This is a genomic window from Spiribacter aquaticus (assembly GCF_007625215.1).
Taxonomy (GTDB): Bacteria; Pseudomonadota; Gammaproteobacteria; order Nitrococcales; family Nitrococcaceae; genus Spiribacter; species Spiribacter roseus.
On the sequence record NZ_VMKP01000002.1, the window covers coordinates 264,146 to 287,729 of the forward strand.

Here is a 23,584-nt window from a genome sequence, read left to right on the forward strand (position 1 = left end):
TATGCTGAGTTGGAGCATAAGCCCGCGGGCAGAGTTCAATCAATAGCGGTGGGTGCTGCGACTGCCCGTCTTGATGCCCACCCCCGGGGCCGGGCGCTCGAGGGTAACGGCTGGTCGAAACCGCATCAGCCTTGCCGGCCGCCCGCCGGTGCGGGTTTCATGCTGGCCCGTGGCCTCGACCAGCTGCTGGCGCTCCACCAGGCGACGGAAGTTCTGCTTGTGCAGCCGCGTGCCGGACAGTGCCTCGGCGGTGCGCTGCAACTGCAGCAGGGTAAAAGTGGGCGGCATCAGCTCAAAGAGCAACGGGCGGTATTTGATCTTGCCCCGTAGCCGGCCCATGGCCGTTGCCAGAATGCGACGGTGATCCGTCGCCATGGATTGATCAACGCGCGTCGCCACGGATTCCGGTGGCTCGGCGCCCTCGTCGTGCCACGCCTCCGCCACCAGCCGCGCGCCGTAGAGCAGCTCATAACGCTCCAGCGAGCGCTCCTCATCCCAGGGCGTCGAGCCATTGGCAAAGGTCAGGCGCAGCCGCTCGGCCCGCCGCCGGCGTTTGGGCGCGCTGGGCGCCTGATCCCGCCAGTCGGCCAGCGCCGCGAGCAGTCGATCGACCACCGGCGGGCGCTGGGTGCGCCAGTCCTCCCAGGGCAGATAGTCATACCAGGGCTGCCAGGCCGTCGCGCGACCGGTCTGCGGATCAGCGTCGTGAACCAGGGCCAGATAGGCCACCGAGACGGGGCGAACGTCCTGTTCCGGCGGGCCGTCATCGCCGCCGGCCCGGTTGCGGTCGGCAAAGGTATAGAGCTGCTCCATGTAACCGAGCCGCAGCCCGGTCTGGTACTCCACCCAGCTGCGCAGGCCCGCCTGGAGTGTCCGGTGGTCGGGCTGCAGGGGCCCGCAGGGCAGCGTATCGGGCTCACCCGGCCCGGACTGGACGGTCAGGATGCAGGGCTCGCCGTCGATCATGGCGACGATGACCGCCGTCAGATCGACCGTGGCGGGACTGGCGCGCTGGTCGAGCTCGATCATGCACTGTCCCGGTCCGGTTCACCCAGCGCATGACGCTGCAGCCGCTTGACCTCGTCACGCAGCTTGCCGGCTTCCTCGAACTCGAGGTTGCGGGCGTGCTGATGCATCTTCTGCTCCAGCTCCTTGATGCGCTTGACCGCCTGGGCGGTGCTCAGATCGGCATAGGCCTTGGCCTCGTCGGCAACCTGCGCGTAGTGCTCGGCACTATCCGGCGCGCTCGCCCCGCCCCGCTCCATGACATCGGCGATGGCCTTCTGGATGCCCTGGGGCGTGATGCCATGTTCCTCGTTGTGGGCGATCTGTTTCTCGCGCCGCCGTTCGGTTTCGTCGATGGCCTTTTTCATGGAATCGGTCATCTGATCGCCGTACAGGATGGCCTGGCCGTTGACGTTCCGCGCCGCCCGGCCAATGGTCTGGATCAGGGAGCGCTCGGCGCGCAGGAAACCCTCCTTGTCGGCATCGAGGATGGCCACCAGTGAAACCTCCGGGATATCCAGTCCCTCGCGCAGCAGGTTGATGCCCACCAGCACGTCAAACGCCCCCAGCCGCAGGTCACGGATGATCTCGGTGCGCTCGACGGTGTCGATATCCGAGTGCAGGTAGCGAACCCGGACGCCGTTTTCCGCCAGGTATTCGGTGAGATCTTCGGCCATGCGCTTGGTGAGCGTGGTCACCAGCACGCGCTCGCCAGCCCGGCTGCGCTCATTGATCTCGCCGAGCACATCATCGACCTGCGTGCTGGCCGGGCGCACGTCGATGGCCGGATCCACCAGGCCGGTGGGCCGCACCACCTGTTCGGCAACCGCCGAGGAATGCTGCTTTTCATAGGGCCCGGGCGTCGCCGAGATATAGATGCGCTGCGGCGCGATGGTATCGAACTCCTCGAACTTCAGAGGCCGGTTGTCGAGTGCCGAAGGCAGCCGGAAGCCATACTCCACCAGCGTCTCCTTACGGGCCCGGTCGCCGCGGTACATGCCGCCCACCTGCGAGACGGTGACATGCGATTCATCGATGAACAGCATGGCGTCATCCGGCACATAGTCGAACAGGCACGGCGGCGCCTCGCCCGGCCCGCGTCCCGACAGATAGCGCGAGTAGTTCTCGATGCCGTTGCAGTAGCCAAGCTCCTGCATCATTTCCAGGTCAAAGCGCGTGCGTTGCTCAAGGCGCTGGGCCTCGAGCAGTTTGCCGGCGCCCTGGAGCTGCTCGAGGCGCTCCTTCAGCTCGACCTTGATCTTCTCCACCGCGCTCAGCACCGTCTCGCGGGGCGTGACATAGTGGGACTTGGGATAGACGGTCAGCCGCTGGACCCGACGCAGGACCTCGCCGGTCAGCGGGTCGAACCAGGCGAGGCTCTCGATCTCGTCATCAAACAGTTCGACGCGCACCGCCTCGTCCTCGGACTCGGCCGGGAAGATATCGATGACATCGCCCCGGGCCCGATAGTTGCCGCGGGCGAAGTCATAGTCATTGCGCGCGTACTGCAACTGCGCCAGCCGGCGCAGGATCCGGCGCTGATCGACGGACTCCCCCACCTCGAGATGCAGCACCATTTCGAGATAGGCGGTGGGGTCACCCAGCCCGTAGATCGAGGACACCGACGCGACGATGATGGTGTCGCGGCGCTCGATGATCGCCTTGGTGGCCGACAGGCGCATCTGCTCGATGTGCTCGTTCACCGAGGCATCCTTCTCGATGAAAGTGTCCGAGGACGGCACATAGGCCTCGGGCTGGTAGTAGTCGTAGTACGAGACGAAATACTCGACGGCGTTGTTGGGGAAAAACGCCTTCATCTCGCCGTAGAGCTGCGCGGCCAGGGTCTTGTTGGGCGCGAGCACCACCGCCGGGCGCTGCTCTTTCGCGATCAGGCTGGCCATGGTGAAGGTCTTGCCCGACCCGGTCACCCCCAGCAGGGTCTGATGCGGGTGGCCGGCGTGCAGGCTGTTGGCGAGGGTCTCGATGGCCGCCGGCTGATCACCGGCGGGCTCGAAGTCGCTCTGCAGCTGAAAACGCAGTGTCTCGTCAGTCATGGCAATGCAGGCCCTGTCATGTTTGGCGTATCATCTCGGCAAACGGTAAAAAAACGGAGACCATCCTTGGCTATTGAACTCTCTGAGCGCGTCGGGCGCGTGAAGCCTTCCCCGACCATGGCGGTCACGGCCCGCGCCGCGGAAATGCGCGCGGCCGGTCACGACATCATCGGTCTGGGTGCCGGCGAACCGGATTTTGATACCCCTGATCATATCAGCGCCGCCGCGGTGCAGGCGATCCAGGCCGGTCAGACCCGCTACACCCCGGTCGACGGCACGCCGGCCCTCAAGCAGGCCATTCAGGCAAAGTTCGAGCGCGACAACGGCCTCGAGTACGACGCCAACCAGATCCTGGTGTCCTCAGGCGCCAAGCAGAGCCTCTATAACCTGTTCATGGCGGTGCTTGGCAGTGGTGACGAGGTGGTCATCCCGGCCCCCTACTGGGTTTCATACCCGGACATGGCGCTGCTCGCCGATGGTGTCCCCCGGATCATCGAAGCCGATCAGTCGCAGCGCTTCAAGATCACGCCGGCGCAGCTTGAGGCCGCCATCACCGACCGCACCCGGATCGTGGTCCTCAACAGTCCTTCCAACCCCACTGGGACCGCCTACAGCCGGGCCGAGTTCGAAGCACTGGGCGAGGTCCTGCGCCGCCACCCCGACCTGCTCATTGCCAGTGACGACATTTATGAGCCGATCCTCTGGACCGACGAGCCGTTCAGCAACATCGCCATGGTCTGCCCGGATCTGGCTGAGCGCACGGTCGTCGTCAACGGCGTCTCCAAGGCCTATGCCATGACCGGATGGCGCATCGGCTATGCCGCCGGCCCCGCGAACGTCATCGGTGCCATGAAAAAGATCCAGTCCCAGAGCACCTCCAACGCCAGCTCGATCTCGCAGGCCGCTTCCGTTGCAGCACTCAATGGAGACCAGAGCGTGATCGGGCCCATGGTCAAGGCATTCCGCGAGCGCCATGACTTTGTCGTCAAGCGGCTTAATGCCATGAAAGGCGTGAGCTGCATCGCCGGAGACGGCACCTTCTATGCGTTCCCCGACGTCAGCGGTGCCATTGCTGCCATCGACGGCGTGGATACCGACACGGCGCTCGCCGAGCACCTGATCGCCGAGGCCAACGTGGCCCTGGTGCCCGGCACGGCGTTTGGTGCGCCCGGCCATGCCCGGATCTCCTTCGCCACCAGCATGGAGAATCTGGAAAAGGCGATGGATCGCCTCGAGGGCGCCTTCGGGCGCGGGTAGGTGCCGTTTTGATGCGCCGCGCCGGTTGACGGCGCGGCGTAAAACGCTAGACTACGCAGCGAGCTAGAGAGCGATTCCCCGGTAGCTCAGTGGTAGAGCGAGTGACTGTTAATCACTTGGTCGGCGGTTCGAATCCGTCCCGGGGAGCCATTCCGAACAAGTAGTCACCTCCCTGCATCGACTGCGCCGCCGCCCTAGGGCACCAGCCACTGCGCCGCCCAATCCTGAGAGCGATCAAACCCCGCGCGCCGATGGCGATGGCCGAGGTGCAGCGCCTCGAGGTAGACGACGTTCAGCTCGATGACCGCGAAATCTTCAGGCTGGGGCCAGACGGCATAATCCAGCGCATCGGTAATGGCCAGGCCAGACGCCGGCTGAAAGCCGTAGCAGCGCTGCGCATGCGCCGAAAGCCCACTCCATATCGACTCAACAGCCGTCCCGGTATGGACCACGGCCTCAGCCATCACCCGGATCTGCAGGTGCGCGGTCTGATCCCAGACATGCAGCGAAGCCCGGGGCGCCGCCGCGAGTTCTGCAACCTTGCCTGCTTTTCGATCGGTATAGACGCGCAGCTGTGAGGCCGCCCGATCCGCGCCCCGCAGCACCACCGTCCGCACCTGAGGCCAGCCGTTCGCATCAATGGTGGCCAGCGTGGGATGCCGCGCCGCCGCCCGCCGGTCAGCCACTCCGCGGCCAAATCGCTTCCAGGCCTGCTCGAGCAGTCCATCCAGCGATTCCGCCCAGTCATGCCGCTCCTGTGTCATCCTTCGCCTTCTCTCATGTTTCTAACGGAGTGAGTGCATGCGCTGGGACCCGCGTCTCACCGGAATGTTGCAGCTGATGGGTGCAGCGCTACGCCCGCCGCCCGGCAAGGGCCGCGTCGCCCTGGCACTCGGTATGGGTATCGTGACACATCTCGCGTTTGCCGGCGGTGTGCTTGCCATGATGATCGCCATGTTCAACGGCATGAGCGCGACCTTCGGGCGTATCCCCCAACCCTGGGCCTGGGGTGTCAACGCGCTGCTGATCCTGCAGTTCCCACTGGTTCACTCCCTGCTGCTGACCCGCCGGGGCGGGCGATGGCTCAGTCGGCTGATCCCCGGCCCCCACGGCGGCACCCTGGCGACCACCACTTATGCCCTGATCGCGGCTTTGCAGCTGCTGGCGCTTTTCACGCTCTGGACGCCCAGCGGTATCGTCTGGTGGCGCGCTGAGGGCATGGTTTTCTGGGTAATCGTCGCTACCTACGGACTGGCCTGGCTGATGCTCACCAAGGCGAGTTTTGATGCCGGCGTCGAGGTCCAGTCGGGCGCGCTGGGATGGATGTCTTTGCTGGCCCGGATCAAACCCCGCTTTCCCGATATGCCGACACAAGGGCTTTTTCGGGTGATCCGCCAGCCGATCTATGTGGCCTTCGCCCTCACACTCTGGACGGTGCCGGTGTGGACGCCGGATCAGCTATTGCTGGCCATCAGCTACACGGCTTACTGCCTGCTGGCACCGCGGCTGAAGGAGCGTCGCTTTGCGGCGCGCTACGGCGAGCGCTTCGCGCGCTACAAAAACGCCGTACCCTATGCCCTACCCCGATTGCACCGCCGAGGCGAGGATCACAATGCGCAATAATCTGGCCCTTTATGACGACGTCGCGGATCAGTGGTGGTCGGACGACATCCGCTGGGTGCGAACCCTGAAAAACCTGGTCCCGGGACGACTGGCGTGGATGGACCGGCAGATCGACTGGCGCGACCGCGCCGTACTCGATCTGGGCTGCGCTGGCGGATTCATGGCCGAGGCACTAGACGACCGCGGCGCCCGTGTGAGCGGCATCGACCCAGCCGCACGGGCCATCGACGCGGCTGAGCAGCATGCCCGGGCCGAGGGGCGGGCCATTGATTACACCACCGGCGTTGGTGAGGCCCTGCCCTACCCCGATCAGGGCTTTGACGCCGTGGTCTGCGTTGATGTCCTCGAGCACGTGCAGGACCTCGATCAGGTGCTCGCGGAGGTCTACCGCGTGCTCCGACCCGGTGGCTTGTTTCTGTTCGATACCATCAACCGCAACCCATTGGCGCGGCTTGCCACCATTACGGTCGCCGAAGATATCCTGCGGCTGTTGCCCCGGGGCACCCACGACCCGGCGCTGTTCATCAAGCCGACCGAACTGCGCACGGCACTCGCCCGCGCCGGGCTTGAGGCGGGATCGTTCACCGGCCTTGGTCCCCGCGGCATCAACCGCCGCGGGGACCTGACCTTTGGCCGTCTGCCACTGACCGCGATCCTCTACATGGGCACTGCCCGGCGGCCGGTGGACGACGCTGACTGACCGGGACTAGCGCGATTCAACCTCGCGCCAGATCTGCTGCAGGAACTCGAGCGACTCACCCTGCAGGCTGGGGATGAAGGTCAGCCGTTCCATCTGCTCGTCGGTGGGCAGGATCGGCGGCTCCTGCAACACCGCATCAAGCATGGGCAGCGCCGCTGCATTGGGGCTTGAGTAGTAGTTCCAGTTGGACAGCTGGGCGCCGATCCGGGCCTCAAGGATATAGTTGATGAAGGCGTGGGCGAGTTCGGGATTGGGGGCGTTGGCGGGGATCATCATGTTATCCACCCAGCGCTCGGCTCCCTCTTCGGGGATGACGAAGCGGATATCCTCGAAGCCTTCCGGGTCCTCGCTCTTGTAGAACAGGTAATCGCCGTTGAAGGTCATCCCGGCGGCCACCGAGCCGCGCACGAGCTGCTGGAGAATGGGCGTGCCCTGGACAAAGCCGGCGAAGTTGTCACGCTGCTTGGCGTCGAGCACTTCACGGGCCGCCGCCTCAAGGGCATCCCGGCCTATGCAGTCATAGCCCTCGCCCTGATAGGCGCACGCCGCCCCAAGACTCACCTGGGCGTCCTCGGGCACCGCGAACGGGGCATCCGGGTTGACCGTCGGGTCGAACAGGACCGACCAGCTGTTCGGGACATCGCCAAGGGCGGACTCGTCGTAGACCAGGCCCGTGGTGCCCCACTGGTAGGCAACGCTGTATTCGTTGCCCGGGTCAAAGGACGGGTCCAGGAAGGCGTCCATCAGGTTATCCAGATTGGGCAGCCGATCGTGATCGAGCGGCTGCACCAGGTCGCTGTTGATCAGCCGCGGGACATAATAATTCGACGGCACGATGACGTCGTACTGGCTGTCGCCGCCGGCCTGCAGTTTGGCGAACAGCTCGCCGTTGGAGTTGAAGTAATTGCGGACGACCTCGACGCCATGGCGATCTTCGAACTGCTGGATGATCGCCGGATCCATGTACTGCGACCAGTTGAATAGATAAAGGGTCTCACCCTCGAACTGGGCGCTGGCGGACCCCGCAGCGGTGGCGAGGGTGGTGGCGAGCAGACCCGCCCTGAGCGTTGGATGCGTCATGATGAGGCGCTCCTGTTGGTGGTGGATGAGGCCGATGGCCGTCGCTGGACGACCAGACTGATCAGGGCCATGAGAAAGACGCTGCCAATCATGAGCGTGGCGATGGCGTTGACCTCGGGCGTCACCCCTTTTTTGATGGCACTCCAGATATAGATTGGCAGTGTGGTGCTCTCCGGGCCGGCGGTGAAAAAGCTGATGACAAAGTCATCGATGGACAATGTCAACGCCAGCAGGAAACTCGAGACGATCGCCGGCGAGAGCACCGGCAGCAGAAAGAAGCGGGCACGCTGCCAGGGCGCGGCGTAGAGATCCTGCGCCGCCTCGAACAGCTGCGGGTCGAGCGCCAGCAACCGGGCATTGACCAGCAGGGCGATGAACGGCACCTGAAACGTGACATGGGCGATGATCATGGTGCCCAGCCCCGGCGCCAGAATGCCAAGGCGCTCGTCGATGGCGATGAAAAAGATCATCTCGGCGATGCCGAAAATGATGTCGGGCATCACCATGGGCAGGTAGATCAGCCAGATCAGCCAGCTGAGCCGTCGCAGCCGGTAGCGGTAGAACCCGTAGCCCAGCATCCCGCCGATCACGATGGCGATCAGCGACGAGGTGAGCGCAAGCGCCACGGTGTTGAGCAGCGCCCCGATGATGGCATCGTTGCTGAACAGCTGTTGGTACCAGGTCAGCGAAAACCCGGCGAAACGCGCCGATGAGTTGATGGCGTTGAACGAGTAGAACACCACCACCGCGAGCGGCGCGTAGAGAAACGCGAGCAGCAGATACCAGAACACCCGCAGGCCGCGGTCCATTGCCCGAGCGGTCATAGCAGCACCTCACGGTCACCGCCGACGCGCCGGCCCAGGTCGCGCAGCACCTTGAGCCCCACCAGCGTCACCACGATCATGATGATCGCGCCAGCGGCGCCCAGTGGCCAGTTGCTGGCCTGGACGAACTGCCGGGCCACCAGGTTGCCGATCATGGTGGCCTTGCCACCCCCGAGCAGCTCGGTGACCACGTACATACCGAACGCCGGTATCGCCACGAGCACCGTGCCGGCCATCAGTCCGGGCAGGGTCTGCGGAAAGACCGCATGCCGGAACACGGCCACCGGCGAAGCGAACAGATCACGGGCGGCCTCGACCTGCTCGGTGTCGAGGCGCTCGAACGCCGCGTAGAGCGGCAGCACCATGAACGGCAGGAAGTTGTAGACCAGGCCCACGATCACCGCGAACTGCGAGGGGAAGAGCCCCATCTGCGGCTCGGTCAGTCCTACGCGCACCGCCAGGTCCGAGACCACGGTGTCCGGCGCGAAAATATTCATCCAGCCCACCGATCGGATCACCTGATTGGTCCACGACGGCACCACCACCGCCAGCAGCATGACGGCCCGCCAGCGCACCGGCTGGCGGCTGATGAAGTAAGCGGCCGGATAGGCGATGACGATCACAATGGCAGTGGCGAGCAGGCTCTGCCAGACCGAGCGGATCAGTGTGTAGAGGTTGCCGGGCGACCAGCCGAGGAACCCGAAGCCGGCCAGCTCGCGGAACGCATCCAGCGTGAGCGGCGCGGTGGGCAGACCGTACGGTCCATTACTGAGGAATGCCATGGCGACCAGGTAGGCGCTGGGCAGGACCAGAAAGACAACAATGAAAAACACCCCGGGGGCGGTGGTCGCCAGCAGATAGCGGGTATCGCGACGCAGTCCGGACAATCGATGCGGCCTCCTAATCTGAAACGGTCGCGGTGCCACGCGGTGAGACGCCGACGCGGATGGTCTCGCCCACCTGGTGCTCGGGCTGGCCGCGGTTGGCGCGACTCGCCAGCAGTCGCAGCCCCCCGCAGGCCAGGCGATACTCGGTGGTCTCGCCCCGGTAGAGCCGCTCCTCGACGGTTGCCTCGAAACGGTTGGGGACCGTCTGCGCCTCGTCACCCAGGCGGATGGTCTCGGGGCGCAGCAGCAGATGATCGCCCGTGCCGAATGCGCCCTCAAGGCGCCCCAGCGGGGTATCGACGCCCGCCGCGTCGCGGCCATGAATGGGGACGAAATTCTGATGACCCATGAAGCGCGCCACGAACAGCGCCGCCGGTGCCTCGTAGATGGCATCGGGCGGGCCCACCTGAACGATCCGTCCGGCATCGAGCACCGCCATGCGGTCGCTCATCACCATGGCCTCCTGCTGGTCGTGGGTGACAAACACGAAGGTCATGCCCAACCGCCGCTGGAGACGCTTCAGTTCGAGCTGCAGCCGCCCGCGCAGATCGGCGTCCAGGGCGGACAGCGGCTCGTCGAGTAACAGCACATCGGGCTCATTGATCAGCGCCCGGGCCAGGGCGACGCGCTGGCGCTGCCCTCCGGATAGCTGCGCGACTTCGCGATCGAGCAGACCGTCGATGCCAATGAGTTCAGCCATGCGCCGGGTTCGCGCGTCGATCTCGCCGGCGTCCGTCCCCCGCATTTCGAGGCCAAAGCCGATATTGCGCCGGACATTGCGGTGCGGGAACAGCGCATACGACTGGAACACGGTGTTCACACTGCGCCGGTGCGGCGGGACGCCGTCCATCACCTGTCCGCCGATGGTGATGCGTCCGCTGTCAGGCTGTTCGAGCCCGGCCAGCAGTCGCAGCAACGTCGTCTTGCCGCAGCCCGAGGGTCCCAGCAGCGTGAAGAACTCCCCCGCGCCGACTTCAAGATCGACGGCATCGACGGCCCGGACGCCCTTTTCGAACGATTTGCTCGCGGCGTCCACGCGGATCGCGGATTCGGTTCGCGGGGAACCGACGGCTCGATCGGCCATGGGCAGCATCCCTCGACGGCTTTGTTTCGATGGATCGGCCAGTATACCGAAACTCGGCCGCCGATGGCGGATCAGGGCGCGGGGAGATTGGCCTGTTCGCGGGCGAGCCGCTCGCGGGCGCCACTGCAGACGATGTCGCAGAGGTCGAAAATGAACGGCGCGGTAATCTCGAAATACGCGCGATTGCCGGCCTGGCGACGCCCGACAAGCCCCGCGGCCCGCAGCGTGGCGAGGTGCTTGGAGACATTGGAAGGGCTTGCGCCGGTGTGCGTCGCGATCTCGCCCACCGTGCGTTCGCCGTCTTGCAAACAGTGGAGGATGCCCAGACGCTGGGCGTCACCCAGCACCCGGAAGTACTGGGCGATGAGCTCCATGGTCTCGGGGCGCTGGGGATCAATATCCGGCATGGTCAACTCCTTTACTATGTGAGCATGTACGCATATAGTGAGATTTCTTTCAAGGATCAGGAGCACTCATGGGTCGCCGGATTGCCAGTCTTGCCATGCACCACCCGCGAATGGTCTTTGTGGCCACGTTGCTGCTCACCCTCGTCGGCACGGCCCTGATCCCGCTCATCCAGATCGACACCGACCCTGAGAACATGCTGCCCGCCGACCAGTCCGATCGGGTGCGCCACAACGCGATCAAGGACCAGTTCAACCTCCATGACATGATTGTCGTGGGTGTGGTCAATGAACAGCGCGAAGAAGGCGTGTTCAACCCGCGCTCGCTGGCGGCCGTCCATTCGCTCAGCGATTCGGTGGCGGACATCGACGGCGTCATCCGCCGCGACCTGCTCTCGCTGGCCACCGTCGACAATATCGCCCAGGCCGGCCCTGGCACCATCCGCTTCGAGTGGATGATGAACACGCCGCCGACCACCCAGGCCGGCGCCGACCGCATCCGCGAGGCCACGCTCGATCTGCCGCTGTTCCGCGACACCCTCATCTCGGGCGACGGCGAGGCCACCGCGCTCTACGTGCCCATCGAGTCCAAGGATCAGAGCCATCGCATTGCCGGCGAGATCGAAGAACTGATCGCGGGACTCGACAGCAGCGATGAATACCACATCACCGGCCTGCCAGTGGCCGAGGATACCTTCGGCGTCGAGATGTTCATCCAGATGGCCATCTCCGCCCCGCTGGCGGCGCTGGTGATCTTTGCCCTGATGTGGGGATTCTTCCGCTCGGTCACGCTGGTCGCAGCGCCCATGCTGATGGCCTTCGCCGTGGTGCTCACCACCATGGGGGCGCTGATCGGCATGGGCTATACCGTGCATATCATGAGCTCGATGATCCCGATCTTTCTCATGCCCATCGCGGTGGTCGACTCGGTTCATATCATCAGCGAGTTCGCGGACCGCTATCGGCCCGAGCGGGGGGCGCGCGAGACCATGAAAGATGTCATGGGTCACCTGTTCACGCCGATGCTCTACACCTCGATCACCTCGGGCATCGGCTTCGCCTCCCTGGCGTTCACCCCGATTCCGCCGGTGCAGGTGTTCGGGCTGTTCGTCGGGGCGGGCATCATCCTGGCGTTTATCCTCACCATCGTGTTCATCCCCGCCTATGTGGTCAGCCTCCGGCCCGAGCGGCTGGCCGCCATGCAGGCCGCGAGCCAGCGCCGCGACCCGGAGCACACACCCCTTGCCCGGGGTCTGCAGGGGCTGGGTGGACTGGCGCTTCGGCATGCCAAATGGGTCGTGAGCGGATCGGTGATCGCGATCATCATCGCCGGTTATGGCATCAGCCAGATCACCGTCAACGACAACCCGGTCCGCTGGTTTCAGTCGGATCACCGTATCCGGGTGGCCGACCGGGTGCTCAACGAGCACTTTGCCGGCACCTACAGCGCCTATCTGCGGCTTGAATCGGATGTCGCCGAAGACGCTCCCGAGCGCCTGCGCGAGACCGCCGGTTCAATCATCGATAACGCCGAGCAGGAAGGCGTCTCGCTGCAGGCCCCGTGGGAGCGGATGCGGGCATCGGCACGGGCGGATAGCGAGACCTTCGAGGCCGAGCTCGAGGCGCTCGGTTCGGATCTCTCGGATCGGGTATTCACCGCCGACGAGGCCGCCGTTCCCTATTGGGAGTCACTGCTCACGGCCGTGGATGAGACCCGCGGCGCGTTGAATTACTTCCAGCGCCCCGAAGTGCTGCGCTACATGGCCGACTTTGAGCAGGCGCTGGTGGAATCCCCCAAGGTGGGCAAGGTCAACAGCCTCACTGACCTGGTGCGGACCGTCTATCGCGAACTGCGCAGTGGCGAGTCAGCGGACTATCGCATCCCGGATTCGCGCCGGGGCGTCGCCCAGACGCTGCTGAGCTTTCAGGGCTCACACCGCCCACACGATCTGTGGCGGATGGTGACGCAGGACTACCAGGCGGCCAATCTCTGGCTGCAGCTCTCGAGCGGTGACAATCAGGACATGCAGGCCGTGGTGGACCGCGCTCAGGCCTATGTGGCCGAGAACCCCCTGCCCGAGGGCGTGAGCATGAGCTGGGGCGGTCTGAACTACATCAACGTGGTCTGGCAGGACGCCATGGTCAAAGGCATGGCCCAGAGTCTGGCGATTGCCTGGGTGATGGTGGCGATCATGATGCTGGCGCTGTTCCGGTCACTGCGCTTTGGCCTGCTTGCCATGATCCCGATGACCGTCAGCATCGCGCTGATCTATGGCGTCATCGGGCTGATTGGCAAGGCCTATGACATGCCCATCGCAGTGCTTTCGTCGCTGACGCTGGGTCTGTCGGTGGACTTCGCCATCCACTTCATCGAGCGCAGCCGCGAGGCCTATCGGCGCACCGGCCGGTTCATGGAGAGCATGCGATCGGTGCTGGGCGAACCCGCCCGCGCGATCAGCCGCAACGCCATCGTGATCGCGCTGGGTTTTACGCCCCTGCTGGCGGCGCCACTCGTGCCCTACAACACGGTCGGCATCTTTCTGGCGAGTATCATGGCCGCCTCGGCCCTGGCCTCGATCGTCCTGCTGCCGGCGATCCTGTCCCTCGGGCGGTCGAAGTTCATGCCGGATACCACCCCCCACACCGATGACTCGACGGAGGTGCACTCATGACGCCTGCACTCAGACTTGCCCTGGTACTCACCGCCGGCCTGCTGACCGGCGCGGCTCAGGCCCAGATGACCGATGCCACCGCGATCGTCGAGGCCGCCAATAAGGCCTCCTACTACGCCGGCGACGACGGTCGTTCCGCGGCCCGCATGATGATCGTCGATGGCGACGGCAATCGGCAGCGCCGGCAGTTCACGCTGCTGCGTCAGGACGTCGCGGATGGCGGCGATCAGCGCTATCTGGTGGTGTTCAGTCGCCCGGCGGATATCCGCGGCACGGTCTTTCGTGTGGAAAAGCACGTCGGCGAGAGTGATGATCGCTGGCTGTATCTGCCGGCCCTCGATCTGGTCAAACGCATCGCCGCGGGCGACAAGCGGACCAGCTTTGTCGGCTCGCATTTCTACTACGAGGACATTTCCGGGCGCGGTGTTGGCGAGGACCGGCATGCTCTGATCGAGACCACCGACGACGCCTATATCATCGAGAGCACGCCGCGCGATCCTGCCGCGGTGGCGTTCGCGCGCTACCGCACACGCATCGACCGCGACACCCTGCTGCCCATGCGCACCGAATACGAGCGCGAGGACGGCGAGGTGTACCGGCGCATGGAGATCACCGAGGTGGAGACCATCGACGGCTACCCCACCGGGACCGAGACGCGCATGACGGATCTGGACAGCGGCGGCTATACCGTCACCCAGTTCCGCTATTCGGAATACGACATTGGCCTGCCGGCGGACATCTTCAGCGAGCGCTCGCTGCGCAACCCGCCACGGGAATGGCTGCGCCGGAACTGAGTGCAGGAGGCCATCGCTCATGCTCCACACAGCACGACCCATCGCCGCAAGGCTGGTTCTGCTCATCGCCCTGGGCGGACTGGCACCGGCACTCGCCGGCGCCCAGGACACCGATGAGGGCTGGGACGACGAGGGCTGGGGAAGCGACCCCTGGGCCGAGGAGCAGACCGGCTGGCAGTGGTATGGATTCATCGAGGGGGCGGTGGCGCCCCGCCTGCAGTCCGATCCGGCCGTCAATGACGACTTCACCCTGGCCGAGACGCGCCTGCAGCTGGAAGGCGAGCGTCGGCTGGGCGACTACACCGCCAACCTGAAGGGCGATGTCTGGCTCGACGGGGTCGAGGACGGCGGCCGCGGCGACCTGCGCGAAGCCAATCTGACCGGCCGGCTGACCGCGCAGACCGACGTCGTCGTGGGTCGCCAGATCATCACCTGGGGCACCGGTGATCTGGTCTTCCTCAACGACCTGTTCCCCAAGGACTATGTCGCGTTTTTCAGCGGCCGCAGCGACGAGTATCTGAAAGCTCCCACGGACGCGTTGAAGCTCTCCTGGTTCGGCCCGCTGAACGTCGACTTTGTCTGGATGCCCCGGGCGGTCCCCAACCGGTTCATCAGCGGCGAGCGCCTGTCCTATTTCAGTCCACGGGCGGGTCGACGGGTGGCGGCGCCGCCCAAGCTCGATCCACGCGATCGCGATGACTTCGGTGGCGACAGCGAACTGGCCCTGCGGTTATACCAGACCCTCAACGGCGTGGAGGTGGCGGGTTACGCCTACCACGGGTTCGACAATCAGCCGAGCGCCCGGGACGCCGACGGCCAGGCCTACTTCCCGCGTCTGTCATCCCTGGGAGCGAGCGTCCGCGCGCCGGTCCTCGGCGGGATCGGCAATCTGGAGACCGCCTATTACCACGGTGAGGACGATAGCGGCCGGGACCCGGACCGGCCCAACGACCAGTGGCGCTGGCTGGCGGGATACGAGAGCGAGCCGCTGTCGGATCTGACCGTGGGCTGGCAGTACTCGCTGGAGTGGATCCAGGACCACGACGCCCTGCTCGCCGCCCTGCCGCGGCAACAGCGTCGCTATGCGCCTGACGAATACCGGCATCTGCTGACCAACCGCATCACCTGGCAGAGCCCACGACAGGATCTGACCCTGTCGATGTTCACGTTCTATTCACCCTCGGACGCCGATTACTACCTCCGGCCCCGGGCGCAGTACCGCTTCAGTGATTCACTGACCGGCACAGCGGGCGCCAACCTGTTCGGCGGCGAGGATGACTGGACCTTTCACACGCAGCTCGAAGACAACAGCAACCTTTACCTGCGACTTCGATACAGCTTCTAGGAGGAACTGCCAATGAGTGTTAATGAGGGCCTGCGGGCGATGGCCGGATTCTTTGTGCTGCTGAGCGTGGCACTCGGCACCTGGGTGCATCCGGCCTGGTATCTGTTCACCGCGTTTGTCGGCGTCAATCTGCTGCAGTCCGCCTTTACCCGCTGGTGTCCGGCGATGGCCATCCTGCGCCGTATCGGCCTGCGCGAGGAATCAGACGCAGGGAAGGCCGCGGAATGACCGGTCAGCGCTCGGTCAGATAGCGGGCGAACGCCTCGCCGAATTCGGGGTGTTTGACCCCGAACTCGACGGTGGCCTGCAGGTAGCCGAGTTTATCCCCGCAGTCATAGCGGGTGCCCTCGAACTCGTAGGTGAAAACGGGGGCATCCTGCATGAGCGCGGCGATGGCATCGGTCAGCTGTATCTCGCCACCCGCACCGGGCGCGGTGGCGCGGAGTTTCTCGAAAATACGGCCATCGAGCACATAACGCCCGACAACGCCCAGATTGGAAGGCGCCCGCGCCGGGTCAGGCTTCTCGACAATGCCTTTCAACCGGCCCAGACGCGGCGATACCGCCTCGGTATCCACGACGCCATAGCGGTCCGTGCGCTCCGGAGGCACACGCTCGACACCGAGAATACTCGCGACCTGTTCGTCGTAGCGCTCCACCATCTGGGCGAGGCAGCCGCCGTTGCGCTCATCATCGATCAGGTCGTCCGCAAGGATGACGGCGAACGGTTCGTCGCCGACCACTGGCTCGGCGCAGAGCACCGCATGACCGAGACCCAGCGCCTCGGACTGGCGGATATAGATGCAGGCCACCTCGGGCGGGACGATGTTGCGGACCGCTTCAAGGCGCTCGAGCTTGCCCGACTCCTCAAGCTCGGTTTCAAGCTCGTAGGCCTTGTCGAAATGATCGGGAATGCTGCGCTTATTGCGCCCGTTCACGAAAATCAGGGTTTCGATACCGGCCCGCACCGCCTCTTCGGCGGCGTACTGGATGAGTGGCTTATCAACGACCGGCAGCATTTCCTTGGGATTGGCCTTGGTCGCCGGCAAAAAACGCGTTCCCAGGCCGGCAACCGGAAAAACGGCTTTGCGCACTCGCTGAGTCATTGCCACTACTCTCCCTGTTGGACACTTGTTGTTTTGGCATTGAGCATAAACCAAGCCGGCAGACCTGTCAGGCCTGCCGGCGGTGGCTGGGCATGAGTGATTGCGGGCCGAGACTCAGTCGAGGGTCACCGACTCGCGCAGACTCTCGAGGGTGGCCTCGCCGATGCCGTTGACCCGGGTCATGGCGTCAATGCGCTCGAAAGGCCCGTTCTCCTCCCGGTCCTGGATGATGGCTTCGGCAGTCGCGGGCCCCACTCCGTTGAGCTGCTGAAGACGGTCGATGCCCGCCTCATTGACGTTGACGGGATCAGTGCTCGCGACGGCGGCACCGGCGATCAGGCTGGAAGCGGCCAGTAGGCCGAGGGAACGCGAAACAGTCATAGCAGGCTCCTTGGTTGGGCTAATGACACCCGAAGCCTAGCCCGCGTCCATCGCCGCCGCTGTGAGCTGGATCTCAGAGACCAGGGTTTCCACGGCCTGCGCCGGATCGGCGGCCTCGGTGATGGGCCGACCCACCACCAGATCCGTCGCCCCGGCCTGAATCGCGCCGGCGGGCGTGAGCACCCGGCGCTGATCACCGCGGGCCGCGTCCGCCGGGCGCACCCCGGGCGTTACCCGCCGAAAACCCGCCCCGGCCTGGTCCCGCACGGCGGCGGCTTCTTCGCCGGAGCAGACCACGCCATCCAGACCGGCGGCGGTGGCCAGCCCCGTGAGCCGGGCCACCGCATCGGCGGGTGTCCCGCGCAGCCCAATGGCATCCAGGGTGGCCTGGTCGTGGCTGGTGAGCACGGTGACCGCCGTCAGCAGTGGCGCCGGCCCCGAGCGCGCGTCAAGCGCCGCCCGCGCCGCGGCCAGCATCGCCGGCCCCCCGAGGGCATGAACGTTGACCATCCAGACACCCAGATCGGCCGCGGCCCGGCAGGCCCCGGCAACAGTGTTGGGGATATCGTGGAATTTCAGATCCAGGAAGACCTCCCAACCGGCGCGGGTCCATTCCTCGATCAGCGCCGGACCGGCCCGGGTGAACAGCGTCTTGCCCACTTTCAGCCGACACCGACCGACCGGCAGCGTATCCACCAGGCGGCGGGCGGCGGCGGGATCGTCGTAGTCGAGCGCAACGATCAGGCTTGGCGCGGGGTTCATTCTCCCTCCAGTCCGCGACGCGGCTTGATGGTGGACCAGGCGCGGCAGCTGGGGCACTGCCAGTGCAATTGACGGCCCTCGAACCCGCAGCTGACGCAGCGGTACGGCAACCGGTCGGCGAGCAGGGCCTGGAAGAGCTCCCGCAGGACCGTCAGATCACGCTGGCGGCGCGGGTCCATGTCGTCGTCCTGGATATTGAGCTCGATCAGCCGATTGAGGCCGCGCACCGACGGGCGCTCGCGGAGCTGCGTCGCGAGAAATTCCACGGCCGCCTCACGCCCCTCGTCGGCCTCGATCAGCTCGCTCAGCTTGACGATCACTGAGACCGTGGGCTGGCGGTCGAGCAGGCGCTTCAACTCATCGCGATACCCGTGGCGGTCGTTGATGGCCAGGCAGGCGGCCTCGAGTCGCGGCAGCGCCTCCGGGATGTAGTCGGGATCCTGATGTTTAACCGCCTGGCAGGCCTTGATCGCCGCCCGCCAGCGCCCCTCATCCCGCTCCAGGTCGGCCTTTAGCAGCGACGCCCGCACACAGTTGCGATCGAGATGGGTGGCCCGGCGCAGGATCTGGCGAATGGCTGACGGGTCGCCATGCTGGCGGCGCAGGCGCTCGGCCTGTTCGCAGGCAAACTGCGCCATTTCCGTCTGCAGGCTGCGCCCGTCGGCGCGCTGCAGCCGTTGGGCGGTCGCGATCGCCGCCTCCCACTCGCCCTCCTGCTGATAGATCTCGAGCAGCGACTGGAGTGACTGAACCCGGAACCCGGGGAACTCCTTCGCCTCAATGAAAAGGGTCTCGGCCCGATCCAGCAGGCCCGCAGCCAGATAGTCTCGACCCAGCTCCAGCAACGCCGCCGCACGCTGCTCGGGAGCCAGCGAGGGGCGCGCGATCAGGTTCTGGTGGATGCGCACCGCCCGGTCGGCCTCGCCCCGCCGGCGAAACAGGTTGCCCAGGGTCAGGTGCGTCTCAACGGTCTCGGAATCCACCTCGACCATGCGGGTGAACACTTCAATGGCCCGGTCGGGCTGTTCGTTGAGCAGGTAATTGAGGCCCTGGAAGTAATCCGCCGGCAGGCGGGGAGTGGGTGATCCCGACCGCGTCGACCGGCGGCCGATCCACCAACCGGACAGGGCTGCCAGCGGGAGCAGCAGCCAGAGCGCCTGCCACATGGTCAGTTGTGAGTCCGGAGCGGCAACTTGCGTAGTTCCGAGACCTCTTCGCGCGACGAGGCAGCCTCGCGCCGAAGCCGTTTCAGTTGCCAGCGCTGGCGGGTGAGGATCCCCAATGCCGAGCCCAGGCCCAGCAGAACACCGACCGCGAGGGCCAGCACCAGCCAGAGTGATACCGGGAGCGAGAGCGCCCCGAGGTAGAAATCAAGGGTGATCGGCTCGGAGTTGAGCATGGCAAAGCTCAGGCCCAGCGCCACCACGATGAGCGCCAGCAGCAGGACGATCAGGCGTTTCATGCGTCCTCCCCCGCGGACCGCCGCCCGCTTTCATCGACACGCTGGCGCATCGCCTTGCCGGGCTTGAAGTGCGGGACGTACTTGCCGGGCAGGGAAACCGGCTCTCCCGTGCGGGGATTACGGCCGATGCGTGGCGGGCGATGGTGGAGAGCGAAACTCCCGAACCCGCGGATCTCGATACGCTCGCCGCCGGCGAGGGATTCACTCATCTGCTCGAGCAGCGTCTTGACGGCCAGCTCGACATCCCGCTGAGCGAGTTGCTGTTGCTGGCCGGCAATCCGGTCAATCAGTTCGGACTTGGTCATGGCGACTCAACCCCCGTTACGGTGCCGGTGGCACGCCGTCGCTGCGGCGCGCCACCCACACTGCCGACGGCTTCAGCTGTCGTTGCCGCGGTCACCCATCTGCTCCTTGAGCAGATCGCCCAGCGTCGTCGTACCGGCCGCGCCGGTGCTGCCAAAGCCTTCAAGCGCCTCACGCTCATCCTGCTGGTCCTTGGCCCGGACCGACAGGCTGATCATGCGATTGCGCCGGTCGACCGCCATCACCTTGGCCTCGACCTCGTCGCCCTGGCTGACCAGCGAGCGCGCATCATCGGTGCGCTCCTGTGCCAGATCGGCGGCGCGGACATAGCCCTGAACCTCTTCGTCGAGATCCACGACCACGCCCTTGGCGTCGACTTCGCTGGCAGTCCCGGTAACCACGGTGCCCTTGGGATGGTTGGCCACCCACTGCGACACCGGATCCTGCGCCAGCTGCTTGACGCCGAGGCTGATGCGCTCGCGCTCCGGGTCCACCGACAGCACGACGGCCTCGACCTCTTCGCCCTTCTGGAAGTCGCGGATCGCCTCCTCGCCGGCGTCGCTCCAGGACAGGTCCGAGAGATGCACCAGACCATCGATGCCCCCCTCGAGCCCCACGAAGATACCGAAGTCGGTGATCGACTTGATGGTACCGGTCACGCGGTCACCCTTGTTGCGGGTGGCGGCGAACTCATCCCACGGGTTGGGCTGGCACTGCTTCATGCCCAGCGAGATGCGGCGGCGCTCCTCGTCGATGTCGAGGATCATCACCTCGACCTCGTCGCCCACCGACACCATCTTGGCCGGGTTGACGTTCTTGTTGGTCCAGTCCATTTCGGAGACGTGGACCAGACCCTCGACGCCCTCTTCGATCTCGACGAACGCACCGTAATCGGTGATGTTGGTGACCTTGCCCACCACCCGGCTGCTTTCCGGGTAGCGGCGCGCGATGGCCTCCCACGGATCCTCGCCCAGCTGCTTGAGGCCCAGCGAGACGCGGTTGCGCTCGCGGTCGAACTTGAGGACCTTGACCTCGATCTCCTGGCCGACATCCACCACCTCGGACGGGTGCTTGACGCGGCGCCAGGCCATATCGGTGATATGCAGCAGGCCATCGATGCCCCCCAGATCGACGAATGCGCCGTAGTCCGTGAGGTTCTTGACGATGCCCTTGATGGACTGGCCTTCCTGGAGCTTTTCGAGCAGCGCTTCACGCTCGGCGCTGTACTCTTCCTCGACCACCGCGCGGCGCGACACGACCACGTTGTTGCGGCGGGCGTCGAGCTTGATCACCTTGAACTCGAGATCCTTGCCCTCGAGATACGTGGTGTCGCGCACCGGTCGGATGTCCACGAGCGAGCCCGGCAGGAAGGCGCGGATGTGCCCGAGATCGACGGTGAACCCGCCCTTGACCTTGCCACTGATCTGACCGTTGACGGTCTCGCTGTTCTCGTAGGCCGCCTCGAGTACCCGCCAGGCGCGGGCGCGCTTGGCCTTCTCGCGGGACAGGCGCGTTTCACCGCTCCCGTCTTCGACCGCGTCGAGGGCGACTTCCACCTCGTCACCGACGCTGACTTCGACTTCGCCGTTTTCATTGGTGAACTGACGAAGCGGGATGACCGCCTCGGACTTCAGTCCCGCATTGACAACAACGTCCTCGCCGTCGATGGCGACCACCTGGGCGGTGACAATGGAGCCCGGCCGCATATCGGTCTGTACAAGGCTCTCTTCGAAAAGTTCTGCAAAGCTTTCGCTCATGGGATGATTTGATCCGGGATCGACAGGCCGATCCATTTGGTTGCTGAAAAAAACGGCGCCGCTCCGGCGGCACCCCCTACTGGAGACAGGCCCTGGCCTGCTCCATCACTGTCTGGACCACCGTGTCGATCGACGCCCCGGTCGTATCCACGGTGACCGCGTCTTCTGCCGGTCTGAGCGGCGCGGTCTGACGCTGCGAATCGCGGGCGTCACGAGCCTTCAGCTCTGTCAGAAGATCGTCGAGACTAGCAGTAACACCCTGTTCCATCAACTGCTTATGCCGCCGGCGCGCCCGCTCCTCGGCACTCGCGGTCAGGAAAATCTTGACCGGTGCATCGGGGAAGATGACGGTCCCCATATCGCGCCCGTCGGCGACCAGTCCGGGGGGCTGGCGGAACGCCCGCTGGCGTGCCTTGAGTGCCTCGCGCACCGGTGGCAGCGCGGCCAGCACCGAGGCGCGCTCGCCGCAGGCCTCATCGCGGATGGCGTTGGCCACGGGCTGGCCGTCAAGTATAGCCTCCCCCGCGTGCTCGCCGTCGGTCCGGAAATCGATGTCCAGCTGTTCGGCGCGCCGGGTCAGGCCCGCCAGATCGTCCGGTGCGATCCCGTCCCGCAGCGACGCCAGTGCCAGCAGCCGATAGATGGCCCCACTGTCGAGGAGATGAAAACCCAGCCGTTGCGCGAGCGCCCGGGCGATCGTGCCCTTGCCGGCACCGCCGGGGCCGTCGATGGTGATGACCGCGGAATGCTCCGTCATGCCCCTCCCTCCTCGCTGCGGATCCGCAGGCCCGCCTCGCGGGCGCGGTCGACGAACCCGGGAAACGACGTATCCACCTCGCTGCAGCCATCGATGGTGATCGGCGCATCCGCCACCAGTCCGGCCATGGCAAAGGCCATGGCGATGCGATGATCGCCCCGGGCCTGGATGTGACCGCCACGCACCGGTCCGCCGACAATGCGGATCCCGTCGGGCGTCGGCTCGGCCTGGATGCCGAGCGCACCGAGCCCATCGGCCATGACCGCGATGCGGTCACTTTCCTTGACCCGCAGCTCCTCGGCCCCGGTCAGTGTGGTCTCACCCTCGGCGCAGGCCGCCGCGATGAACAGGGCCGGAAACTCGTCGATCGCCAGCGGCACGCGGTCGGGCGGAATCGCGATGCCCTGCAGCCGCGACGGCTCAACGGTCAGCGTGGCCACCGGTTCGCCGGCACCGCTGCGCTCGCGCTCGACGTGGATCCGCGCCCCCATGCGCTGGAGGATGTCGATGACGCCGGTGCGGGTGGGATTGAGCCCGAGGTTGGTCAGTGTCAGCGGCCCCGTCCCGGCAATCGACGCGCCGACCAGGAAGAAGGCCGCCGATGAGATATCGCCGGGGACCACGACCGCGCCGCCCTGCAGGCTGCCGCCCCCGCGCACGCTGACCTGCGATCCGGCCACGCGGACATCCGCGCCAAACGCCTCGAGCATCCGCTCGGTGTGGTCGCGGGTGACGGCGGGCTCGGTAACGCGGGTCTCGCCGCTCGCGTACAGCCCGGCCAGCAGCAGCGCGGATTTGACCTGGGCGCTTGCCACCGGCAGTGGGTAGTCGATGCCCTCGAGGGCGGCCACCGGCTCGATCACCAACGGGGCAGTCCCGCTGGGCTCGGTGTGGATGTTCGCCCCCATCCGCGCCAGCGGTTCGGTCACCCGGCGCATGGGCCGTTTCATCAGCGAGCGATCCCCCACCAGTCGACTGGCAAACCGCTGGCCGGCCAACAGCCCGGCGAGCAGCCGCATGGAGGTGCCCGAGTTGCCCAGATCCAGCGCCCCGGCGGCGGCCTGCAGCCCCCGCAATCCGACCCCCTGAATGCGCAGCCGCCCCTGTTCGGGCCCGTCGATGGCGACCCCCAGGGCGCGCATCGCCGCGAGGGTGGCCATGGCGTCATCCCCGTCCAGAAAGCCGCTGACCGCGGTCTCGCCTTCGGCGATGGCGCCGAGCATGACCGCGCGGTGCGAGATCGACTTGTCGCCGGGAACCTGCAGCGTGCCGCTCAGGGCCCCGCCCGGCTCCACGACGAACCGGCGTTCGGGCTTTTCCGTCATGAT

24 protein-coding genes and 1 tRNA gene are annotated in these 23,584 nt (G+C 65.8%); 8 read left to right on the forward strand and 17 right to left on the reverse strand.

Annotated elements, in window-relative coordinates; genetic code table 11:
- Positions 1-39: 39 nt before the first annotated feature.
- Together FPL11_RS04635 and uvrB are read right to left on the reverse strand one after the other, a co-directional pair.
- Positions 40-1,029: an NUDIX hydrolase gene (locus FPL11_RS04635; RefSeq protein ID WP_144347625.1), complete on the reverse strand. Its 990-nt coding sequence runs from the start codon at positions 1,027-1,029 to the stop codon at positions 40-42.
- A complete protein-coding gene (gene uvrB, locus FPL11_RS04640; RefSeq protein WP_144347626.1) occupies positions 1,026-3,059 on the reverse strand; it encodes an excinuclease ABC subunit UvrB in 2,034 nt (677 codons plus the stop codon). The genes FPL11_RS04635 and uvrB overlap by 4 nt, the downstream gene beginning before the upstream one ends.
- Before the next feature lie 66 nt (positions 3,060-3,125).
- On the opposite strand from uvrB, the gene FPL11_RS04645 reads away from it, so the two are divergent.
- Both FPL11_RS04645 and FPL11_RS04650 read left to right on the forward strand, forming a co-directional pair.
- Positions 3,126-4,316, forward strand: coding sequence for a pyridoxal phosphate-dependent aminotransferase (locus FPL11_RS04645; RefSeq protein WP_144347627.1), 1,191 nt, complete (start codon positions 3,126-3,128; stop codon positions 4,314-4,316).
- Between the two features lie 75 nt (positions 4,317-4,391).
- Positions 4,392-4,466 (forward strand) — tRNA-Asn (locus FPL11_RS04650).
- Positions 4,467-4,510: 44 nt separating this feature from the next.
- Here the strand turns inward: FPL11_RS04650 and FPL11_RS04655 are convergent.
- Entirely contained in the window at positions 4,511-5,080 is a 570-nt protein-coding gene (locus FPL11_RS04655; protein WP_144347628.1) for a pyridoxamine 5'-phosphate oxidase family protein, read from the reverse strand.
- A gap of 37 nt (positions 5,081-5,117) precedes the next feature.
- Between FPL11_RS04655 and FPL11_RS04660 the strand changes: the two genes are divergently transcribed.
- Positions 5,118-5,939 (forward strand): methyltransferase family protein, encoded by an 822-nt coding sequence (locus FPL11_RS04660; protein ID WP_144347629.1) that lies wholly within the window; start codon positions 5,118-5,120, stop codon positions 5,937-5,939.
- Positions 5,929-6,639, forward strand: a complete 711-nt coding sequence (gene ubiG, locus FPL11_RS04665; protein ID WP_144347630.1) for a bifunctional 2-polyprenyl-6-hydroxyphenol methylase/3-demethylubiquinol 3-O-methyltransferase UbiG — start codon at positions 5,929-5,931, stop codon at positions 6,637-6,639. Before FPL11_RS04660 ends, ubiG begins: the two co-directional genes overlap by 11 nt.
- A gap of 6 nt (positions 6,640-6,645) precedes the next feature.
- On the opposite strand, the gene FPL11_RS04670 is transcribed toward ubiG, so the two are convergent.
- From FPL11_RS04670 to FPL11_RS04690, 5 genes are all read right to left on the reverse strand, one after another.
- Positions 6,646-7,719 carry an ABC transporter substrate-binding protein gene (locus FPL11_RS04670; RefSeq protein ID WP_144347631.1) on the reverse strand — a complete coding sequence of 358 codons (1,074 nt, stop codon included), beginning with the start codon at positions 7,717-7,719 and terminating at the stop codon, positions 6,646-6,648.
- On the reverse strand, positions 7,716-8,543 hold the full coding sequence (locus FPL11_RS04675) for an ABC transporter permease (protein WP_144347632.1): 828 nt from the start codon (positions 8,541-8,543) through the stop codon (positions 7,716-7,718). Before FPL11_RS04675 ends, FPL11_RS04670 begins: the two co-directional genes overlap by 4 nt.
- A complete protein-coding gene (locus tag FPL11_RS04680; protein ID WP_144347633.1) occupies positions 8,540-9,430 on the reverse strand; it encodes an ABC transporter permease in 891 nt (296 codons plus the stop codon). The genes FPL11_RS04675 and FPL11_RS04680 overlap by 4 nt, the downstream gene beginning before the upstream one ends.
- Positions 9,431-9,443: 13 nt before the next feature.
- A complete protein-coding gene (locus FPL11_RS04685) occupies positions 9,444-10,514 on the reverse strand; it encodes an ABC transporter ATP-binding protein (RefSeq protein ID WP_235011906.1) in 1,071 nt (356 codons plus the stop codon).
- 71 nt (positions 10,515-10,585) lie between these two features.
- Entirely contained in the window at positions 10,586-10,921 is a 336-nt protein-coding gene (locus tag FPL11_RS04690; RefSeq protein WP_110883036.1) for an ArsR/SmtB family transcription factor, read from the reverse strand.
- Between the two features lie 68 nt (positions 10,922-10,989).
- Here FPL11_RS04690 and FPL11_RS04695 point away from each other — a divergent pair, with 68 nt between their 5' ends.
- Genes FPL11_RS04695 through FPL11_RS04710 form a run of 4 tightly spaced genes read left to right on the forward strand, consistent with a single transcriptional unit; the run spans position 10,990 to position 15,957 of the window.
- A complete protein-coding gene (locus FPL11_RS04695; RefSeq protein ID WP_144347635.1) occupies positions 10,990-13,590 on the forward strand; it encodes an efflux RND transporter permease subunit in 2,601 nt (866 codons plus the stop codon).
- Positions 13,587-14,384 (forward strand): outer membrane lipoprotein-sorting protein, encoded by a 798-nt coding sequence (locus FPL11_RS04700; RefSeq protein ID WP_110883038.1) that lies wholly within the window; start codon positions 13,587-13,589, stop codon positions 14,382-14,384. Before FPL11_RS04695 ends, FPL11_RS04700 begins: the two co-directional genes overlap by 4 nt.
- Before the next feature lie 19 nt (positions 14,385-14,403).
- A complete protein-coding gene (locus FPL11_RS04705) occupies positions 14,404-15,729 on the forward strand; it encodes a DUF1302 family protein (protein WP_144347636.1) in 1,326 nt (441 codons plus the stop codon).
- Between the two features lie 12 nt (positions 15,730-15,741).
- Positions 15,742-15,957, forward strand: a complete 216-nt coding sequence (locus FPL11_RS04710; protein WP_144347637.1) for a YgaP family membrane protein — start codon at positions 15,742-15,744, stop codon at positions 15,955-15,957.
- A gap of 4 nt (positions 15,958-15,961) precedes the next feature.
- Here FPL11_RS04710 and galU read toward each other — a convergent pair whose 3' ends face one another.
- From galU to aroA, 9 genes are all read right to left on the reverse strand, one after another.
- A complete protein-coding gene (galU, locus tag FPL11_RS04715; protein ID WP_144347638.1) occupies positions 15,962-16,834 on the reverse strand; it encodes a UTP--glucose-1-phosphate uridylyltransferase GalU in 873 nt (290 codons plus the stop codon).
- A 114-nt stretch (positions 16,835-16,948) separates the two neighbouring features.
- Entirely contained in the window at positions 16,949-17,215 is a 267-nt protein-coding gene (locus FPL11_RS04720; protein WP_144347639.1) for a ComEA family DNA-binding protein, read from the reverse strand.
- A gap of 36 nt (positions 17,216-17,251) precedes the next feature.
- Positions 17,252-17,977 carry an orotidine-5'-phosphate decarboxylase gene (gene pyrF, locus FPL11_RS04725; protein WP_144347640.1) on the reverse strand — a complete coding sequence of 242 codons (726 nt, stop codon included), beginning with the start codon at positions 17,975-17,977 and terminating at the stop codon, positions 17,252-17,254.
- Entirely contained in the window at positions 17,974-19,143 is a 1,170-nt protein-coding gene (gene lapB, locus FPL11_RS04730; protein ID WP_144347641.1) for a lipopolysaccharide assembly protein LapB, read from the reverse strand. The genes pyrF and lapB overlap by 4 nt, the downstream gene beginning before the upstream one ends.
- A 2-nt stretch (positions 19,144-19,145) precedes the next feature.
- Positions 19,146-19,439: a LapA family protein gene (locus FPL11_RS04735; RefSeq protein ID WP_144347642.1), complete on the reverse strand. Its 294-nt coding sequence runs from the start codon at positions 19,437-19,439 to the stop codon at positions 19,146-19,148.
- Complete coding sequence (locus tag FPL11_RS04740; RefSeq protein ID WP_144347643.1) at positions 19,436-19,744, reverse strand: integration host factor subunit beta; 309 nt, start codon at positions 19,742-19,744, stop codon at positions 19,436-19,438. Before FPL11_RS04740 ends, FPL11_RS04735 begins: the two co-directional genes overlap by 4 nt.
- A 72-nt stretch (positions 19,745-19,816) precedes the next feature.
- Complete coding sequence (gene rpsA, locus FPL11_RS04745) at positions 19,817-21,499, reverse strand: 30S ribosomal protein S1 (protein ID WP_110883046.1); 1,683 nt, start codon at positions 21,497-21,499, stop codon at positions 19,817-19,819.
- A gap of 76 nt (positions 21,500-21,575) precedes the next feature.
- Complete coding sequence (gene cmk, locus FPL11_RS04750) at positions 21,576-22,256, reverse strand: (d)CMP kinase (RefSeq protein ID WP_144347644.1); 681 nt, start codon at positions 22,254-22,256, stop codon at positions 21,576-21,578.
- The gene (aroA, locus tag FPL11_RS04755; protein ID WP_144347645.1) at positions 22,253-23,581 is read right to left on the reverse strand and encodes a 3-phosphoshikimate 1-carboxyvinyltransferase; all 1,329 of its coding nucleotides are present in this window, start codon (positions 23,579-23,581) and stop codon (positions 22,253-22,255) included. The genes cmk and aroA overlap by 4 nt, the downstream gene beginning before the upstream one ends.
- Positions 23,582-23,584: the final 3 nt, after the last annotated feature.

Bases quoted from the DNA above. Each gene is read 5' to 3' on its own strand.
- pyrF (WP_144347640.1), bottom strand. From the start codon at position 17,977: ATGAACCCCGCGCCAAGCCTGATCGTTGCGCTCGACTACGACGATCCC.
- FPL11_RS04720 (WP_144347639.1), bottom strand. From the start codon at position 17,215: ATGACTGTTTCGCGTTCCCTCGGCCTACTGGCCGCTTCCAGCCTGATC.
- FPL11_RS04735 (WP_144347642.1), bottom strand. From the start codon at position 19,439: ATGAAACGCCTGATCGTCCTGCTGCTGGCGCTCATCGTGGTGGCGCTG.
- FPL11_RS04655 (WP_144347628.1), bottom strand. From the start codon at position 5,080: ATGACACAGGAGCGGCATGACTGGGCGGAATCGCTGGATGGACTGCTC.
- FPL11_RS04700 (WP_110883038.1), top strand. From the start codon at position 13,587: ATGACGCCTGCACTCAGACTTGCCCTGGTACTCACCGCCGGCCTGCTG.
- FPL11_RS04705 (WP_144347636.1), top strand. From the start codon at position 14,404: ATGCTCCACACAGCACGACCCATCGCCGCAAGGCTGGTTCTGCTCATC.
- galU (WP_144347638.1), bottom strand. From the start codon at position 16,834: ATGACTCAGCGAGTGCGCAAAGCCGTTTTTCCGGTTGCCGGCCTGGGA.
- rpsA (WP_110883046.1), bottom strand. From the start codon at position 21,499: ATGAGCGAAAGCTTTGCAGAACTTTTCGAAGAGAGCCTTGTACAGACC.
- lapB (WP_144347641.1), bottom strand. From the start codon at position 19,143: ATGTGGCAGGCGCTCTGGCTGCTGCTCCCGCTGGCAGCCCTGTCCGGT.
- FPL11_RS04710 (WP_144347637.1), top strand. From the start codon at position 15,742: ATGAGTGTTAATGAGGGCCTGCGGGCGATGGCCGGATTCTTTGTGCTG.
- uvrB (WP_144347626.1), bottom strand. From the start codon at position 3,059: ATGACTGACGAGACACTGCGTTTTCAGCTGCAGAGCGACTTCGAGCCC.
- ubiG (WP_144347630.1), top strand. From the start codon at position 5,929: ATGCGCAATAATCTGGCCCTTTATGACGACGTCGCGGATCAGTGGTGG.
- FPL11_RS04695 (WP_144347635.1), top strand. From the start codon at position 10,990: ATGGGTCGCCGGATTGCCAGTCTTGCCATGCACCACCCGCGAATGGTC.
- FPL11_RS04660 (WP_144347629.1), top strand. From the start codon at position 5,118: ATGCGCTGGGACCCGCGTCTCACCGGAATGTTGCAGCTGATGGGTGCA.
- FPL11_RS04685 (WP_235011906.1), bottom strand. From the start codon at position 10,514: ATGGCCGATCGAGCCGTCGGTTCCCCGCGAACCGAATCCGCGATCCGC.
- FPL11_RS04675 (WP_144347632.1), bottom strand. From the start codon at position 8,543: ATGACCGCTCGGGCAATGGACCGCGGCCTGCGGGTGTTCTGGTATCTG.
- FPL11_RS04635 (WP_144347625.1), bottom strand. From the start codon at position 1,029: ATGATCGAGCTCGACCAGCGCGCCAGTCCCGCCACGGTCGATCTGACG.
- FPL11_RS04670 (WP_144347631.1), bottom strand. From the start codon at position 7,719: ATGACGCATCCAACGCTCAGGGCGGGTCTGCTCGCCACCACCCTCGCC.
- FPL11_RS04740 (WP_144347643.1), bottom strand. From the start codon at position 19,744: ATGACCAAGTCCGAACTGATTGACCGGATTGCCGGCCAGCAACAGCAA.
- cmk (WP_144347644.1), bottom strand. From the start codon at position 22,256: ATGACGGAGCATTCCGCGGTCATCACCATCGACGGCCCCGGCGGTGCC.
- FPL11_RS04690 (WP_110883036.1), bottom strand. From the start codon at position 10,921: ATGCCGGATATTGATCCCCAGCGCCCCGAGACCATGGAGCTCATCGCC.
- aroA (WP_144347645.1), bottom strand. From the start codon at position 23,581: ATGACGGAAAAGCCCGAACGCCGGTTCGTCGTGGAGCCGGGCGGGGCC.